Annotated in this window: 13 protein-coding genes; 11 read left to right on the plus strand and 2 right to left on the minus strand. The window is 67.3% G+C overall.

Annotated elements, in window-relative coordinates:
- Positions 1 to 52: 52 nt before the first annotated feature.
- From M1247_RS06945 to M1247_RS06980, 8 genes are all read left to right on the plus strand, one after another.
- A complete protein-coding gene (locus M1247_RS06945; protein ID WP_317155529.1) occupies positions 53 to 298 on the plus strand; it encodes a hypothetical protein in 246 nt (81 codons plus the stop codon).
- Positions 299 to 446: 148 nt separating this feature from the next.
- Positions 447 to 620 (plus strand): hypothetical protein, encoded by a 174-nt coding sequence (locus M1247_RS06950; RefSeq protein WP_317155530.1) that lies wholly within the window; start codon positions 447 to 449, stop codon positions 618 to 620.
- Positions 621 to 1,146: 526 nt separating this feature from the next.
- Positions 1,147 to 1,851 carry a response regulator transcription factor gene (locus tag M1247_RS06955; protein ID WP_317155633.1) on the plus strand — a complete coding sequence of 235 codons (705 nt, stop codon included), beginning with the start codon at positions 1,147 to 1,149 and terminating at the stop codon, positions 1,849 to 1,851.
- Complete coding sequence (locus M1247_RS06960) at positions 1,829 to 3,457, plus strand: sensor histidine kinase (protein WP_317155531.1); 1,629 nt, start codon at positions 1,829 to 1,831, stop codon at positions 3,455 to 3,457. The genes M1247_RS06955 and M1247_RS06960 overlap by 23 nt, the downstream gene beginning before the upstream one ends.
- A 67-nt stretch (positions 3,458 to 3,524) precedes the next feature.
- Positions 3,525 to 5,339, plus strand: a complete 1,815-nt coding sequence (locus M1247_RS06965) for an ArnT family glycosyltransferase (RefSeq protein ID WP_317155634.1) — start codon at positions 3,525 to 3,527, stop codon at positions 5,337 to 5,339.
- A gap of 55 nt (positions 5,340 to 5,394) precedes the next feature.
- Positions 5,395 to 6,654, plus strand: a complete 1,260-nt coding sequence (locus M1247_RS06970) for a bifunctional glycosyltransferase family 2/GtrA family protein (RefSeq protein ID WP_317155532.1) — start codon at positions 5,395 to 5,397, stop codon at positions 6,652 to 6,654.
- A gap of 28 nt (positions 6,655 to 6,682) precedes the next feature.
- On the plus strand, positions 6,683 to 8,563 hold the full coding sequence (locus M1247_RS06975; RefSeq protein ID WP_317155533.1) for a glycosyltransferase family 39 protein: 1,881 nt from the start codon (positions 6,683 to 6,685) through the stop codon (positions 8,561 to 8,563).
- 54 nt (positions 8,564 to 8,617) lie between these two features.
- The gene (locus M1247_RS06980; protein ID WP_317155534.1) at positions 8,618 to 9,112 is read left to right on the plus strand and encodes a beta-class carbonic anhydrase; all 495 of its coding nucleotides are present in this window, start codon (positions 8,618 to 8,620) and stop codon (positions 9,110 to 9,112) included.
- A gap of 22 nt (positions 9,113 to 9,134) precedes the next feature.
- On the opposite strand, the gene M1247_RS06985 is transcribed toward M1247_RS06980, so the two are convergent.
- Positions 9,135 to 9,548 (minus strand): PaaI family thioesterase, encoded by a 414-nt coding sequence (locus M1247_RS06985; RefSeq protein WP_317155535.1) that lies wholly within the window; start codon positions 9,546 to 9,548, stop codon positions 9,135 to 9,137.
- Positions 9,549 to 9,600: 52 nt separating this feature from the next.
- Complete coding sequence (locus M1247_RS06990; protein WP_317155536.1) at positions 9,601 to 10,155, minus strand: TetR/AcrR family transcriptional regulator; 555 nt, start codon at positions 10,153 to 10,155, stop codon at positions 9,601 to 9,603.
- 76 nt (positions 10,156 to 10,231) lie between these two features.
- On the opposite strand from M1247_RS06990, the gene M1247_RS06995 reads away from it, so the two are divergent.
- The 3 genes from M1247_RS06995 (at position 10,232) to M1247_RS07005 (ending at position 13,750) form a co-directional block, all read left to right on the plus strand.
- On the plus strand, positions 10,232 to 11,347 hold the full coding sequence (locus tag M1247_RS06995) for an Rv3169 family protein (protein ID WP_317155537.1): 1,116 nt from the start codon (positions 10,232 to 10,234) through the stop codon (positions 11,345 to 11,347).
- Positions 11,344 to 12,357: a phosphotransferase family protein gene (locus M1247_RS07000; protein ID WP_317155538.1), complete on the plus strand. Its 1,014-nt coding sequence runs from the start codon at positions 11,344 to 11,346 to the stop codon at positions 12,355 to 12,357. Before M1247_RS06995 ends, M1247_RS07000 begins: the two co-directional genes overlap by 4 nt.
- Before the next feature lie 61 nt (positions 12,358 to 12,418).
- Positions 12,419 to 13,750, plus strand: coding sequence for an MFS transporter (locus M1247_RS07005; RefSeq protein ID WP_317155635.1), 1,332 nt, complete (start codon positions 12,419 to 12,421; stop codon positions 13,748 to 13,750).
- Positions 13,751 to 13,760: the final 10 nt, after the last annotated feature.

Below are 13,760 nucleotides of genomic sequence, written 5' to 3' on the forward strand. Positions count from 1 at the left end.
TTCACTGGATATCACCTGCAGTTTTCCGATCGGACCGTGGAGGTGCGGCGCCATGAACATCTGTGAACCCAGGAAGATGAAATTGCTCGCAGCCGCGGCGGGCGGGGCCGCCGTGGTCGCGTTCGGGGTGTTCGGAGCGGTTTCCGGACCTCAGACGACGACGGTGGCCAGCTCACACATGACCTTCGGGCAGACCAGTACCGAGACGACCCCACCGACGGCTCCGATGGTGTCGATGGCGGTGCCCACCATCAAAGGCCCCGCACCGCTGCCTGCCGAGGAGAAATCGGCAGAGTAGCGGTTTCACCCCCGTTCATAGCGGCTATCCGGTCATGGAGCCGGGCCGGGAACGGAGGTGGACTGAGGTGAATACCAGAATTAATCGTCGAGAACTCAAATTGATGTCAGCGGGGATCGGAGTTAGCGCCGTCGCTGCGATGGCGTCCGTGACGGTCGGCCTGAGCGGCGGGCCTGCCGAGGCCCAGAACAGGGTGGAACCCCCGGCCATCACCACAGGTCAGACGATTACCGAGACGACGCCGCCAACCACGCCGGAAACCTCGGTGGCGACGCCGCCGGTCAGCGTGACGACGCCGTCCGGGTTTGCCACGCCGCATTGAGTCGTCGTGGTTCTCAACCCTACGAGTGGACAGGCTCGCGGGGCGGTGCTTATGGTGGCCGCCGAGCGTCGGGGGAGATTTCGCTCACAAGTGAACAGTTCGCCGGGCCTGCCCGCTGAACCGGGGGCCCCGACCAGATCGGGTCAGAGTGACTGACAAACAACGCAAAATACAGTACAAACTGGTTCTGGCCGGTGCCGGCGCGACCGCGGTGGTCGCGATGGGCACCCTCGGGACGGTGGTGAGCGAATCGCCCTTCAGCGGAGCGAGTTTCAGCGAAGCGCCCGAAGCCTCAATCGGTGAAACATCAACGGAGACAACGGCTCCCTCGGAGCCCGAAACCTCCGTGGCGACACCGCCGGTGACCGTTGAGCTACCCGACGGCTACGGGAACGGTTAGCGCGGCTTGGCCCTGTTCCCTGTGCCGTTCACAGCTCACGCATAGAGACGGCACAGGGGACGCTTAGGCCTCCGGCGAATAATGGTCGCCGTGGGCAGCGCCGATACCGATTCAGGACGTACGGTCATGCGGCGTGCCGACGGCAACCCGATTCGCGTGCTCGTGGTCGACGATGAGCCCGTGCTGGCCGAGTTGGTGTCGATGGCGCTGCGCTACGAAGGCTGGGACATCGCGACCGCGGGTGACGGTGCAAGTGCGATCGCGGCCGCGCGCGAGAACTCACCCGATGTCGTCGTTCTCGATGTGATGTTGCCCGATATGAGCGGGCTGGAGGTTCTGCGCAAGCTCCGCGAACAAATCCCCGGTCTGCCGTTGCTGCTGCTGACGGCCAAGGATTCGGTGGAGGACCGCATCGCCGGGCTCACCGCGGGCGGCGACGACTATGTCACCAAGCCGTTCAGTCTCGAAGAAGTGGTGTTGCGGTTGCGGGCGCTGCTGCGTCGCACCGGAGTCACCACCGCGGACGGCGGAGCCAAGATCGTCGTCGGTGACCTGGTGCTCGACGAGGACAGCCACGAGGTGACCCGCGGTGGCGATCCCATCACCCTGACCGCAACGGAATTCGAGCTGCTCCGGTTCATGATGCGCAATGCCAAGCGCGTGCTGAGCAAGGCTCAGATCCTCGACCGGGTGTGGAGCTATGACTTCGGCGGCCGTTCCAACATCGTCGAGCTGTACGTCTCCTATCTGCGTAAGAAGATCGACAGCGGACGCGAGCCGATGATCCACACGTTGCGCGGTGCGGGGTATGTCCTTCGACCCCCGCGCTGAGGTCGCGGGCGGGACCCGTTGGTGGGCCCCGCGCACCTGGTCGCTGCGCCGGCGTCTGGTGCTCACCCAGGTTGCCCTGCTGGCAGTGGTATGCGCGATCATCGGTGTGGCCACGGAGTTTGCGCTGCAACGTTTTTTGATGAATCAACTCGACGATCAGCTGGTCGAGGCCGGTCGCCGCTCGGCGGTGATCTTCGAGTTACCGCCCCCGCCCATGGGGTTTCCACCGCCGGTGATGGTCGGGCCCGAGGCGGGGCGTCCGCACGAGCCACCGCGCCCGGGCCACCGCTACCGGGTGGTGTTCGACCCGGAGCAGGGCCCGGGCCCCGGATTCCTCAACGCGCCCGGCCAGGCCGCGCGCATGGTGGGTGCGGTGATCTCACCGGGCCGGGGCGTCGACGCCGGGGTGATCACCGCGGACGGCGATCGGGTGAAAGTCAGTGCCGCCGCGGACGATCAACTGGCCCAGATCCCAGCCGACCGAAATCCCCGAACCGTCGACCTGGACGGGCTCGGCCGTTACCGACTCATCGGCCTGCACCCCCGCCACGGCGGCCCGCAGACGATTGTCACGGGCCTGCCGACCGCAGTGGTCGACGACACCCTGCTGTGGGTGCTCGGCATGTTCGGTGTGCTCGCGGTGATCGCCCTGATCGCCGCGACCACCGCAGGCGTGCTCATCATCCGGCGCCAACTAGCCCCGCTGTCAAGGGTTTCCACAGCAGCGCGGGCAGTGGCGAACCTGGAACTCGACCGTGGTGAGGTACGGCTGCCCACACCGATCGTGACCGTCGACCCGGCCAGTGCGCACACCGAGGTCGGACAACTCGGTACATCGCTGAACCGCATGCTGGACCGCATCGCGAGCGCGCTGTCTGCGCGGCACGCCAGTGAAACGCGGGTCCGCCAGTTCGTCGCCGATGCCAGCCACGAACTGCGTACCCCGCTGGCCGCAATTCGCGGCTATACCGAACTGGCCCAACGCAAGAGTGACGACCTGCCCGCCGACGTCGCCCACGCGATGAACCGGGTGGAATCCGAGACGGTCCGGATGACCCAGCTGGTGGAAGACATGCTGTTGCTGGCCCGGCTGGACGCAGGACGGCCGCTGGAGTCCGAACCGGTGGACCTGTCGCGGGTGGTGGTCGACGCGGTCAGCGACGCGCATGTCGCGGGTCCGCAACATCAATGGTCGTTGGATCTGCCGGACGATCCGGTCATCGTCGACGGCGATGAAGCCAGGCTGCGTCAGGTGCTGTCCAATCTGCTGGCCAACGCGCGCACCCACACTCCGGCGGGCACGTCGGTGAGGGTCTCATTGGGCACCGACGCGGGTGGCGCGGTGCTGATCACCGTCGCCGACGACGGGCCAGGTATCCCGGAGGCACTGCAGCCCGAGGTTTTCGAGCGGTTCGCGCGTGGCGATTCCTCCCGGTCGCGGCGTGAGGGCAGCACCGGGTTGGGGCTGGCGATTGTGGCAGCGGTCGTCAAAGCGCACGGCGGCACCATCGAGGTCAGTAGCGTCCCGGGTGCGACGACATTCGTGGTGCGGCTCCCGCAGACCGCCTCACAGCCGACGCACAGCGGGATCCAATCCGGCACCTAGTCGCCGCCGCGACGATGAACGGGTGACCCTGGTTGTCGGCGGACTGGCGGATGGCCCCGTCGAAGATATGACCGCGGCGCCGCCCACAGCGCGCACCCCGATCGCCGAACGGGTCGCACTGGCGGTGCTGTTGGCCGGCACCGCGGCGCTGTACCTGTGGAACCTGTCCATCAGCGGGTGGGCCAACGCCTTCTATTCCGCGGCGGCCCAAGCCGGGGCCCACGACTGGACTGCCATGCTGTTCGGGTCCAGCGACGCGGCCAATGCCATCACGGTCGACAAAACCCCCGCCGCGCTGTGGATCATGGACATCTCGGTGCGGCTGTTCGGGCTGAATCCGTGGAGTGTCCTGGTGCCGCAGGCGCTGGAGGGAATCGCAGCGGTCGCGGTGCTCTACGCTGCCGTCCGGCGCGCCGCGGGCCCCTGGGCCGGGGTGATGGCCGGGGCGGTACTGGCGCTGACGCCGGTGGCCGCATTGATCTTCCGGTTCAACAACCCCGATGCGCTGCTGGTGCTGCTGCTGGTGATGGCCGCCTACTGCGTCCAGCGCGGTATCGAAAAGGACGCCACCCGTTGGTGGTTCATCGCCGCAGGCGCCGCTGTGGGATTCGGTTTCCTGGCCAAGATGCTGCAGGCGTTCCTGGTGTTGCCTGCGTTCGCCGCCGCTGCATTGGTCGCGGGTGACCGCCCGTTGTTCAAGCGGATGACGGATGTCGTCGTCGCAGGGGTCGCCATCGTGGCCTGCGGCGGGTGGTATCTGTTGCTGGTCGAGCTGTGGCCGACCGCGGCGCGGCCCTACATCGGTGGCTCACAGCACGACAGCATCGTGGAACTCGCGCTGGGCTACAACGGTTTCGGTCGGATCACCGGTGACGAGACGGGTGGGCTGGGCAACCTCAATTTCGATGTCGGTGCCGGCAGGCTGTTCGGCGCGCAGATGGGCGCTGACATCGCCTGGCTGCTACCGGCGGCCATGATCTGCCTGGCCGCGGGGCTGTACCTCACCCGCCGCGCACCGCGCACCGATCCGGCACGTGCGGCCCTCATCCTCTGGGGTGGTTGGCTTCTCATCACCGCTACGGTGTTCAGCTTCATGAACGGCATCGTGCACCCGTACTACACGGTGGCGCTCGCGCCGGCGGTCGGTGCGGTGACCGGCATCGGTGTGACGTTGCTGTGGCGGCACCGCAATGACATTCGTGCCGCAACCGCCTTGGCGGCGGCGGTGTTGGTGACCGCGATTCTGGCGGCGGTGCTGCTGGCCCGGCATGATGACTGGCAGCCGTGGCTGCGCGTCGCAGTCGCGGTCGGCGGAATCGGCGCGGCCGTACTGCTGTCGATGATCCGTCGGCTGCAGCCTGCGGTGGTGCGCGCGGTGGCCGGTCTGGCCGTCGTATCGTGCCTGGCCGCTCCGGCGGCGTTTACGGTCGTCACCGCCGCGAGCCCGCACACGGGGGCGATTCCGTCGGTCGGTCCGCCTCGGGGCGGTGGTTTCGGGGGTCTCTTCGCGGCTCCCGAACCGGGGGAACTACTGACGGCAACACTGGCCGCCGACGCCGCGCGGTACCCGTGGGTGGCGGCCGTGGTGGGATCAAGCAACGCGGCCGGCTACCAATTGGCAACGCGAGCACCGGTTATGGCGGTCGGCGGGTTCAACGGCACCGACCCTGCGCCCACGCTCGAGGAATTCGAACACTATGTCGCCGAGCGGCAGATCCACTACTTCATCCGCAGTCGGATGATGCGTGGATTCGGTGGACACACCTCAGGCGGTAGCCGGGAGGCCGCCGACATCGCGGAATGGGTGGCCACCAATTTCACCCCGACCACGGTCGACGACGTCACCATCTATGACCTGACTCGACGTGCGACGGACTCATAGCCGGGGCATAGCTTCGCCCAATCCGGAACACAAGCCGCCCGATGAGGATGAGGACATGACAGACATCGCCCTGGAGGATCGGGTGGACCGGTTTCACTTCTCCTCGCGTCCCAACGCCGCGGTGGCCGCCAAGGCGGCGGGCGTCCCGGTGCTCGACGTGGTTGTTCCGGTGTACAACGAGGAAGCGGCACTGGCACAGTCGGTGCGCCGCCTGCACCGCTACCTGCGGGAGAATTTCGAGTTGCCGGTCCGCATCACCATTGCGGACAACGCCAGCGTCGACGCCACCGCGCGGATCGCCGCTGATCTGGCCGCCGAGCTCACCGATGTCCGGGTGGTCCGGCTGGAGGAGAAGGGCCGTGGCCGGGCCCTGCACGCGGTGTGGTCCTCCTCGGACGCGGCGGTGCTGGCGTACATGGACGTGGATCTGTCGACCGATCTGGCTGCCCTGGCGCCGTTGATCGCGCCGTTGATCTCGGGTCATTCGGATCTGGCGATCGGCACCCGACTGGGCCGCGGGTCCCGGGTGATCCGGGGCGCCAAGCGCGAGTTCATCTCCCGCTGCTACAACCTGATCCTGAAGTCCACCCTGTCAGCCCGGTTCTCCGATGCCCAGTGCGGGTTCAAGGCGATCCGGGCCGACGTGGCCCACCGGCTGCTGCCACACGTCTCCGATACCGGCTGGTTTTTCGACACCGAACTGCTGGTGCTGGCCGAGCGCAGCGGGCTGCGCATCCACGAGGTGCCGGTGGACTGGGTGGACGACCCGGACAGCCGGGTCGACATCGTCGCCACCGCCACCGCCGATCTTCTGGGCATCGGCCGATTGTTACGCGGCTTCGCCAACGGCTCGATACCGGTGAATGCGATTGCCGCTCAGCTCGGTTCGTCCCGCAAGAGTGCCGCGCCCGGATCCTTGCTGCGACAGGTGGTGCGCTTCGGGGCGATCGGGGTGGTGTCCACCCTGGCCTATCTGCTGCTGTTCGTGCTCCTCCGGTCGGGGATGGGCGCTCAGGCCGCCAACCTGGTGGCGCTGCTGGCGACCGCGATCGGCAATACCGCTGCCAACCGGCGGTTCACGTTCGGTATCGCCGGCGTCGGCAACGTGACCCGCCATCATCTCGAAGGGCTCACCGTCTTCGCGGTCGCGTTGACCATCACCAGCGGCTCGCTGTGGCTGCTGCACCTCGTGACCCCCCAACCGCACGGCGCCGTCGAACTCGGCGTGCTCGTGGCGGCAAACCTCGCGGCCACCGTTGTCCGCTTCGTACTGTTGCGCGGCTGGGTGTTTCACCCGTCCCGAACCCGGCGCTGAGCACCGGCGAGACCGAAAGACTTCGACTATGACGACGATCGCTGACACAGCACCCGGCGCCGAAGCGGTGTCCGGTGGATCATCCGGCGCCGCCGTGGCGCGCTGGGTTCGGCCCTCGTATTGGGCACTGCTGGCGGGGACGGCCGTGTTGTACCTGTGGGGCCTCGGATCCTCGGGCTGGGCCAACAGCTTCTACGCCGCGGCGGCGCAGGCCGGGACCCAGTCCTGGAAGGCCTGGCTGTTCGGGTCGCTGGACGCGGGCAATGCCATCACGGTGGACAAGCCGCCGGCTGCGATGTGGGCGATGGGCCTGTCCGGCAGGCTGTTCGGCTTCAACGAGTTCACCATGCTGCTCCCGCAGGCGTTGATGGGAGTTGCCGCGGTCGCAGTGCTGTATGCCACCGTGCGCCGGACAAGCGGCCCCGGTGCCGCCCTGATCGCAGGCACGGTGCTGGCACTGACACCGGTGGCGACGTCGATGTTTCGTTACAACAATCCCGACGCGCTGCTGGTCCTGTTGCTCGTGGTCGCGGCCTACTACATGGTGCGGGCCACCCAGGACGGGTCCACCCGGTGGGTGGCACTGGCCGGATGCGCCATCGGATTCGCGTTCCTGACCAAGATGTTGCAGGCCTTCCTCATCGTGCCCGGCCTGGCACTGGTGTTCCTGGTCGCGGCGCCCATCGCGATGTCCCAGCGCATCCTCAAGCTTCTCGTCGGCGCCGCCGCGATGATCGTCTCGGCCGGTTGGTACCTCGCCCTGGTCGCCCTGTGGCCCGCCGATTCGCGCCCGTACATCGCCGGCTCCACCGATAACAGCCTGCTGCAACTGGCATTCGGCTACAACGGAATTGACCGCATCGTCGGGCAGAACCAGCCCGGCGGCGGTGGGCACGGACCCGGTGGCGGGGGGCCCAACCTGATGTTCGGTGGTGACGCCGGTGCCGGTCGGCTGTTCGGCCTGTCGCTGGGCACCGAGGCCTCGTGGCTGTTGCCTGCCGCACTGATCGGGCTGATCGCCTGCCTGTGGCTGACCCGCCGCGCTGCCCGTACCGGGGGAGTTCGCGCCGGGTTGCTGATGTGGGGCGGCTGGCTACTGGTGACCGGAGCCGTGTTCAGCTTCATGGACGGCATCATCCACCCGTACTACACGGTGGCCCTGGCGCCGGCGACAGCGGCATTGGTGGGCATCTCGTTGGCCGAAGTGTGGGGCGTAAGAAAGCAATTGGCACCGCGTCTGGTGCTCGCAGCGATGATGGCAGCCACGGGCGGATGGGCCTTCGTCCTGCTGCAGCGGACCCCGGACTGGCTGCCGGCGCTGCGCTGGATCGTGCTGGTCGGGTCCCTCCTGGTGGCCGTGATGCTGGCGGTCGGCGTGCATCGGTCGGGCCGTGCCACCGCGGTCGTCGCGCTGGCGGCAACGGTGTTCGGGCTCGGCGCGACCGCGGCCTATTCGATCCAGACGGTGGTCAACGGTCACAACGGCGGTCCGATCGCGACATCTGGTCCGAGCCGTGATCTCGGCTTCCGCCCGCCCGGCGGTCGCGAATTCGGCCGTGCCGACGACCCGGCCCTGGCCGAGCTCATCGCCGGGGTGGACAGCCGCTGGGCGGCGGCGAGTGTCGGCTCGATGATGGTCAGCGACCTGGAGCTGAAGACCGGAGAATCGTTGATGGCGATCGGCGGGTTCGCCGGTGGCGACAACTCGCCGACACTTGAGCAGTTCCAGCAGTACGTCGCCAACGGCGAGGTCCGCTACTTCCTGGATCGGCCGGCTGGTGAGCACGGGTTCGGTCGGCACCGTGACAGCGGCAGCGCGGCCGACATCACGAACTGGGTGAAGCAGCACTTCACCGCTGAGCAGATCGGTGGGGTGAGCGTGTACGACCTGCGGGCACCACGCATCTGATCTGATTGATTCAGAACGGTGACGAATCGGTGCGCGGTGATTACCATCCGGCGCATGTCTGTCACCGATCAGTACCTGGCCAACAATGAGGCGTACGCACAGACGTTCACCGGCCCGCTGCCGCTGCCTCCCAGTAAGCATGTCGCCGTCGTCGCATGTATGGACGCGCGGCTGGACGTGTACCGCATCCTCGGGCTTGCCGATGGCGAGGCTCACGTCATCCGAAATGCCGGCGGAGTCATCACCGAAGACGAGATCAGGTCGTTGGCGATCAGCCAGCGATTGCTGGGTACCAAGGAGATCATCCTCATCCATCACACCGACTGCGGCATGCTGACCTTCACCGATGACGAGTTCAAGCGGTCGATCCAGGATGACACGGGCATCAAACCACCATGGGCCGCAGAATCATTCGACAACATCGCCGAAGACGTCCGCCAGTCGTTGCACCGCATCACGACCAGCCCGTTCGTCACCAGACATGAATCGTTGCGCGGCTTCATCTTCGATGTCGCGACCGGCAAGCTCAACGAGGTCACCGCTGACTGACCCAGGTTCGCCGAGTGTGAGATCAGCCGACCTTGTACGTCGCAACAGCCTTGGCGACCTTCTCGCCGGCCGGGGTGACGACGTCGACCTCGCAGTGCGTCAATGATTTCCCGCCGCGCAACACCCGGCCGACGCCGACCAGATCGGTGGAACGGGCCGGCGCGAGATACTGCATCGACATCGAAACCGTCACTCCGCGCAGGGAGTCGGGTGCCTGAACCCGGGCCCACGCCGCGGCCATCACGGTGACATCGGCCAGGGTTGCGATGGCCCCGCCGTGCACCATGTCGCCGAGGGTGACGTTCGACGGATCCCATGGCAGGCGTAACCGGACCTCGGGGCCGTCGAGTGACTCGGCGACGATGCCGAGCTTGGCGACGAACGGTGACTGGGGGAGGAACTGCGCCATCACCTCGGCGCCGGTCTGGGTCGTCATGGCTCCGAAGTGTCCTCACCGGTGTCGCACGGATCAATTACCTGCCGGGTAATCACCCGCGGGCGAGGATGGCGAGCGCGTCGGCGGTGCGGTCGCAGAACTCGTCGCGGTCGACGAGGCCACGTGTCATCGCCCGCACGACGGTGGTGGCCACCAGAAAGTCGAACACCATGTCGGCGCGGGCCATGTTGCCGTCGAGCAACTCGACCATCAACGTCCGCACATCGGTCTCTGACCGGAGAACCAGTCGTTCGTAGATCGTCTCGTCACGGTGGTAGGCGGTCAGCAACCCGGGAAGCGCAGCCCGAGTTACGGGATCGGCCAGCCAGTCCAGGAAGATCGAGACCCACCCACGCAGGTCGGCGCGAAGGTCACCGGTCGGCACGGGCAGGGGCACCGGTGCGGTGTGCCCGAACGCCGCGTCCTCCACAAGGGCTTCCTTCGTGGGCCAGCGTCGGTAGATGGTCGGGGCGCCGACGCCGGCCCGCCGGGCGATCGCCAGCACCGTCGTGCCCTGGTAGCCGTCTTCGACCAGGAGCGCCCGGGTCGCGCCGAGCACGGCGACGTCCTTGGCGGGGTCGCGGGGGCGTCCAGCGGCACTTGTCATCGGAAAAACCTATCCGTATCGGGGTTCGCCTGTTACGTTACGGCTAATAACGTAATAGATGCTGAAAGGATCGCCGATGCTCACTCCGCACGACGAACTGCTGTGCCACCAGACGCCCACCACCTTCGACCATGTGTCGCAGTCCGACCTGCGCTGGACCGAGCGGATCGTCATGTACGGCTTCGATCGTTCGGGGGACATCACGGTGATGACCGGGCTGGCCCGCTATCCCAATCGCAACGTCACCGACGCCTACGCGATGGTCACCAGGCGTGGCGGCCAGACCCGGGTGGTCCGGATGTCGACCGAGCTCAATCCGCAGACCGGACCGCTGGGCAGCTACACCGTCGGCCCGTACACCTACAGCATCGAGGAACCGCTGCAGACGGTGCGCGCGGTGCTGGAGCCCAACGAGCAGGGGCTGAGTCTGGATCTGCGACTGCGCGGACAGTTCCCGGCCTATGAGCAGACCCCGGCATTTCACCGCAGCCGCGGGCGCGTCAACGAGGACGCCCGCCGGTTCTACCAGAACGGCGTGCTGGAGGGTTGGCTCGAGATCGACGGCGAACGCATCGAGATCGACCCGGCCCGATGGTGGTTCGGCCGCGATCACTCCTGGGGCATCCGCAACGGGCCCGGCGGTGGCAGCCTGCCCGAGGGGGCGAACCTGCAACCCCAGGAGATTCCCGACGGCACGCTGTACTACATGGGGATCTTCGAATTCGACGACGAATTGGTCCATTTCGCACAGCGCGAGACCAGCACGGGGGAGCGTTGGCAGTTCGAAGGCGAGATTCTTCATCCCCTGTCCGGGAACAAACCGGCGGCCACCATCATCGATGTGGAGCACGACCTGAAGTTCCGCGATGACCTACGGGTGATCAGCGGGGGCACCTTCACCGTGCACCGCGGTGACCGCACCACCAGCGTCATCGACGTCACCCCGGTCACCGACTTCTGGCCCGGGCTGGCCGGCTACATGGAAGTCGGCGGCTATGCCTCCGGGCACTGGCGCGGAAGGGATTTCATCGACGGATTCACCGTGGACACCACCGACCCCGCCGTCGTCAAGCCCGTGAGCTTTCTGTCCGAGACGCTGTGTGAGGTGCGGATGGGCGGGAAAATTGGGCACGGCCTGGTGGAGATGGTGTTCGTCGGGGCCTACCCGCGCTACGGATACACCGGCTGGTGAGGCTGCCTGCCGAGGATCTGCCCGGCGCTCTCGAAACCATTGCCCGCCAACGCATTCCCGGGGCCGCCACAGCGCGGGTGACCAACTGGAGCCCGAGTCCGGGCGGGTATTCCACCGAAACGTTCCTGTTCGACCTGGCAGGCCTCGACGACGGCAGCACCCAGGGGCTGGTGTTCCGCAGGCCACCGGAGTTCCAGATCCTCCCGGATTACGACCTGCGCAGGCAGTACCTCGTCATGGAACGGCTTGCCCCGTCGCCCATCCCGGTGCCCACGGTGCGCTGGATCGACGCCACCACCGCCGCACTGGGAACCCAGCACTTGGTGATGGACCGTATCGACGGCGTCGTGGGCGTCAGCGACGTGCCGCCGTATCACGCGGCAGGCATCTTCGCCGAGACCGACGACACCGGCCGGGCCACACTGTGGAACGGCTGCGTCGACATGATCGCCGCCGTGCACCGGCTCGACCCGGTGTCCTGTCGACTGGGCTTCCTCGGCAGGCACCCGCCGGGCGCGCTGACGGATTTCCTGCGCTACGCCATCGGCTGGGCACACGGGGACGGTCCGACCCACCCGACCTTCGTGCGGGCCTTGAACTGGCTCGACGCGCACCTCTACACCCCGGACCGGATCGGGCTGTGCTGGGGCGATGCCCGGATGTCGAATGTGCTCTACCGGCCCGATCTGTCGCCCGCGGCGGCGTTGGACTGGGAGATCGCCTATCTCGGCGACCCGGCCGCCGACCTCAGCTGGCTATTGATGACGGACTGGGTCAGCAGCCCGCTGCCGGGCAACGCTCCCGCGCCGGGCACCCCGAGCCGGGAGGAGACGATCGACCGGTACGAGCGGGCGGTGGGGCATCGCATCGGCAATGTCGAGTTCGGCGATGTCACCGCCCCGCTGCTGCTGGCGGTCGCACTGATCCGGCTCAACCGTCGGTTCGACATTCCCGGGGTGGACCTGGCCGACGTCTGTGCCCGGCGGATCGACTTCGTACTCGGTAGCTGAGCGCGCCACCGGCTAGATTTTGCCGGTGGCCGCACCTGAGAACTCTCCGTTCCCCAGGTCGATGGCGCTGTTGGTGGCGGGCGCCTTCTTCATGGAGATCCTCGACGCCACGATCATCACCCCCGCGATCCCGCTGATCGCGTCGTCGTTGGGAGTCGACGCGGTCGATGTCAATGTGGCGATATCGGCTTACCTGGTGACTGTGGCGGTGCTGATCCCGGCCACCGGGTGGATGGCCGACCGGTTCGGCATCCGCAGGGTGTTCATCGCCGCGATCGCCGTGTTCACGCTGGCGTCGGTCGGTTGTGCGGTGAGCACCTCGTTGCCGATGCTGGTCGGCATGCGGGTGCTGCAAGGCGTCGGCGGCGCGATGATGGTGCCGGTCGGGCGGCTGGCGGTCCTGCGCTACAGCAGCAAGCCGGACCTGGTTCGCGCCATCGCACTGTTGACCTGGCCGGCGCTGGCGGCACCGGTGCTCGCGCCGGTGCTCGGCGGTGCCATCGCGACCGTGGGCAGTTGGCGCTGGATCTTTGCAGTGAACATTCCGATCGGGCTGATCGGATTTGTGCTGGCGCTGCGGCTCATCCGGGGTGAGCCCGCGCCGTCACCGCGATCGCTGGACTGGCCCGGCCTGCTGGCGCTCGGATGCGGTATCGCCGCCGCCCTGCTCGCGCTGGAGAACATCCGGGTGGCGGGTACCGACTGGCTGCTCGTCGGCGCCTGCGGTGGCAGCGCGGTGGTGCTCCTGGCCGTCGCGGTGTGGCGGCTGCTGAGTGCGCGATCGCCACTGGTGCAGCTGCGGGTGCTGCGGGTGCGCACGCTTCGCATCACGGTGTCGGCGGGCTCGCTGTACCGCATGGTGATCACCGCGGTGCCGTTCCTGCTGCCCTTGCAGTACCAGCTGGAGTTCGGGTGGACGCCGCTGGCCGCGGGATTGATGGTGGCCGCGCTGTTCGCGGGCAATCTGACGATCAAACCGATCACCACGCCGCTGATGCGCCGGTTCGGCATCCGGACCGTGTTGCTGGTCAACGGGGTGGCCTCGGTCGGCTGCTTCGGACTGCTGGCGCTGTTGCAGCCGGGACAGCCGGTCGCGGTCATGGTCGCGATCCTCTACCTCAGTGGGGCGCTGCGGTCCATCGGCTTCACTGCATACAACAGCCTGGCGTTTTCCGATGTGGACGGTGATCAGCTGACCCATGCCAACACCCTCAACGCGTCGGTGCAAGAACTCGCCGCCGGCCTGGGGATCGCCGTGGCGGCGCTGCTGCTCAGCCAGCTGACGTCTTATTCGGCGACGTTCCTGGTGCTCGGCGCGGTGCTGGCGCTCACCCTCATCGAGACCCTGCGGCTACCCCGTGGCGCGGGCGCGCACGTCAGCGGGCACCGCTGAGACGTTGACA

This window comes from Mycobacterium appelbergii, from assembly GCF_032883035.1.
GTDB classification, from domain to species: domain Bacteria; phylum Actinomycetota; class Actinomycetes; order Mycobacteriales; family Mycobacteriaceae; genus Mycobacterium; species Mycobacterium appelbergii.

Coding starts and splice junctions, on each gene's coding strand:
- M1247_RS06945 (WP_317155529.1), top strand. CDS start 53: ATGAACATCTGTGAACCCAGGAAGATGAAATTGCTCGCAGCCGCGGCG.
- M1247_RS06955 (WP_317155633.1), top strand. CDS start 1,147: ATGCGGCGTGCCGACGGCAACCCGATTCGCGTGCTCGTGGTCGACGAT.
- M1247_RS06960 (WP_317155531.1), top strand. CDS start 1,829: ATGTCCTTCGACCCCCGCGCTGAGGTCGCGGGCGGGACCCGTTGGTGG.
- M1247_RS06965 (WP_317155634.1), top strand. CDS start 3,525: ATGACCGCGGCGCCGCCCACAGCGCGCACCCCGATCGCCGAACGGGTC.
- M1247_RS06970 (WP_317155532.1), top strand. CDS start 5,395: ATGACAGACATCGCCCTGGAGGATCGGGTGGACCGGTTTCACTTCTCC.
- M1247_RS06975 (WP_317155533.1), top strand. CDS start 6,683: ATGACGACGATCGCTGACACAGCACCCGGCGCCGAAGCGGTGTCCGGT.
- M1247_RS06980 (WP_317155534.1), top strand. CDS start 8,618: ATGTCTGTCACCGATCAGTACCTGGCCAACAATGAGGCGTACGCACAG.
- M1247_RS06985 (WP_317155535.1), bottom strand. CDS start 9,548: ATGACGACCCAGACCGGCGCCGAGGTGATGGCGCAGTTCCTCCCCCAG.
- M1247_RS06990 (WP_317155536.1), bottom strand. CDS start 10,155: ATGACAAGTGCCGCTGGACGCCCCCGCGACCCCGCCAAGGACGTCGCC.
- M1247_RS06995 (WP_317155537.1), top strand. CDS start 10,232: ATGCTCACTCCGCACGACGAACTGCTGTGCCACCAGACGCCCACCACC.
- M1247_RS07005 (WP_317155635.1), top strand. CDS start 12,419: ATGGCGCTGTTGGTGGCGGGCGCCTTCTTCATGGAGATCCTCGACGCC.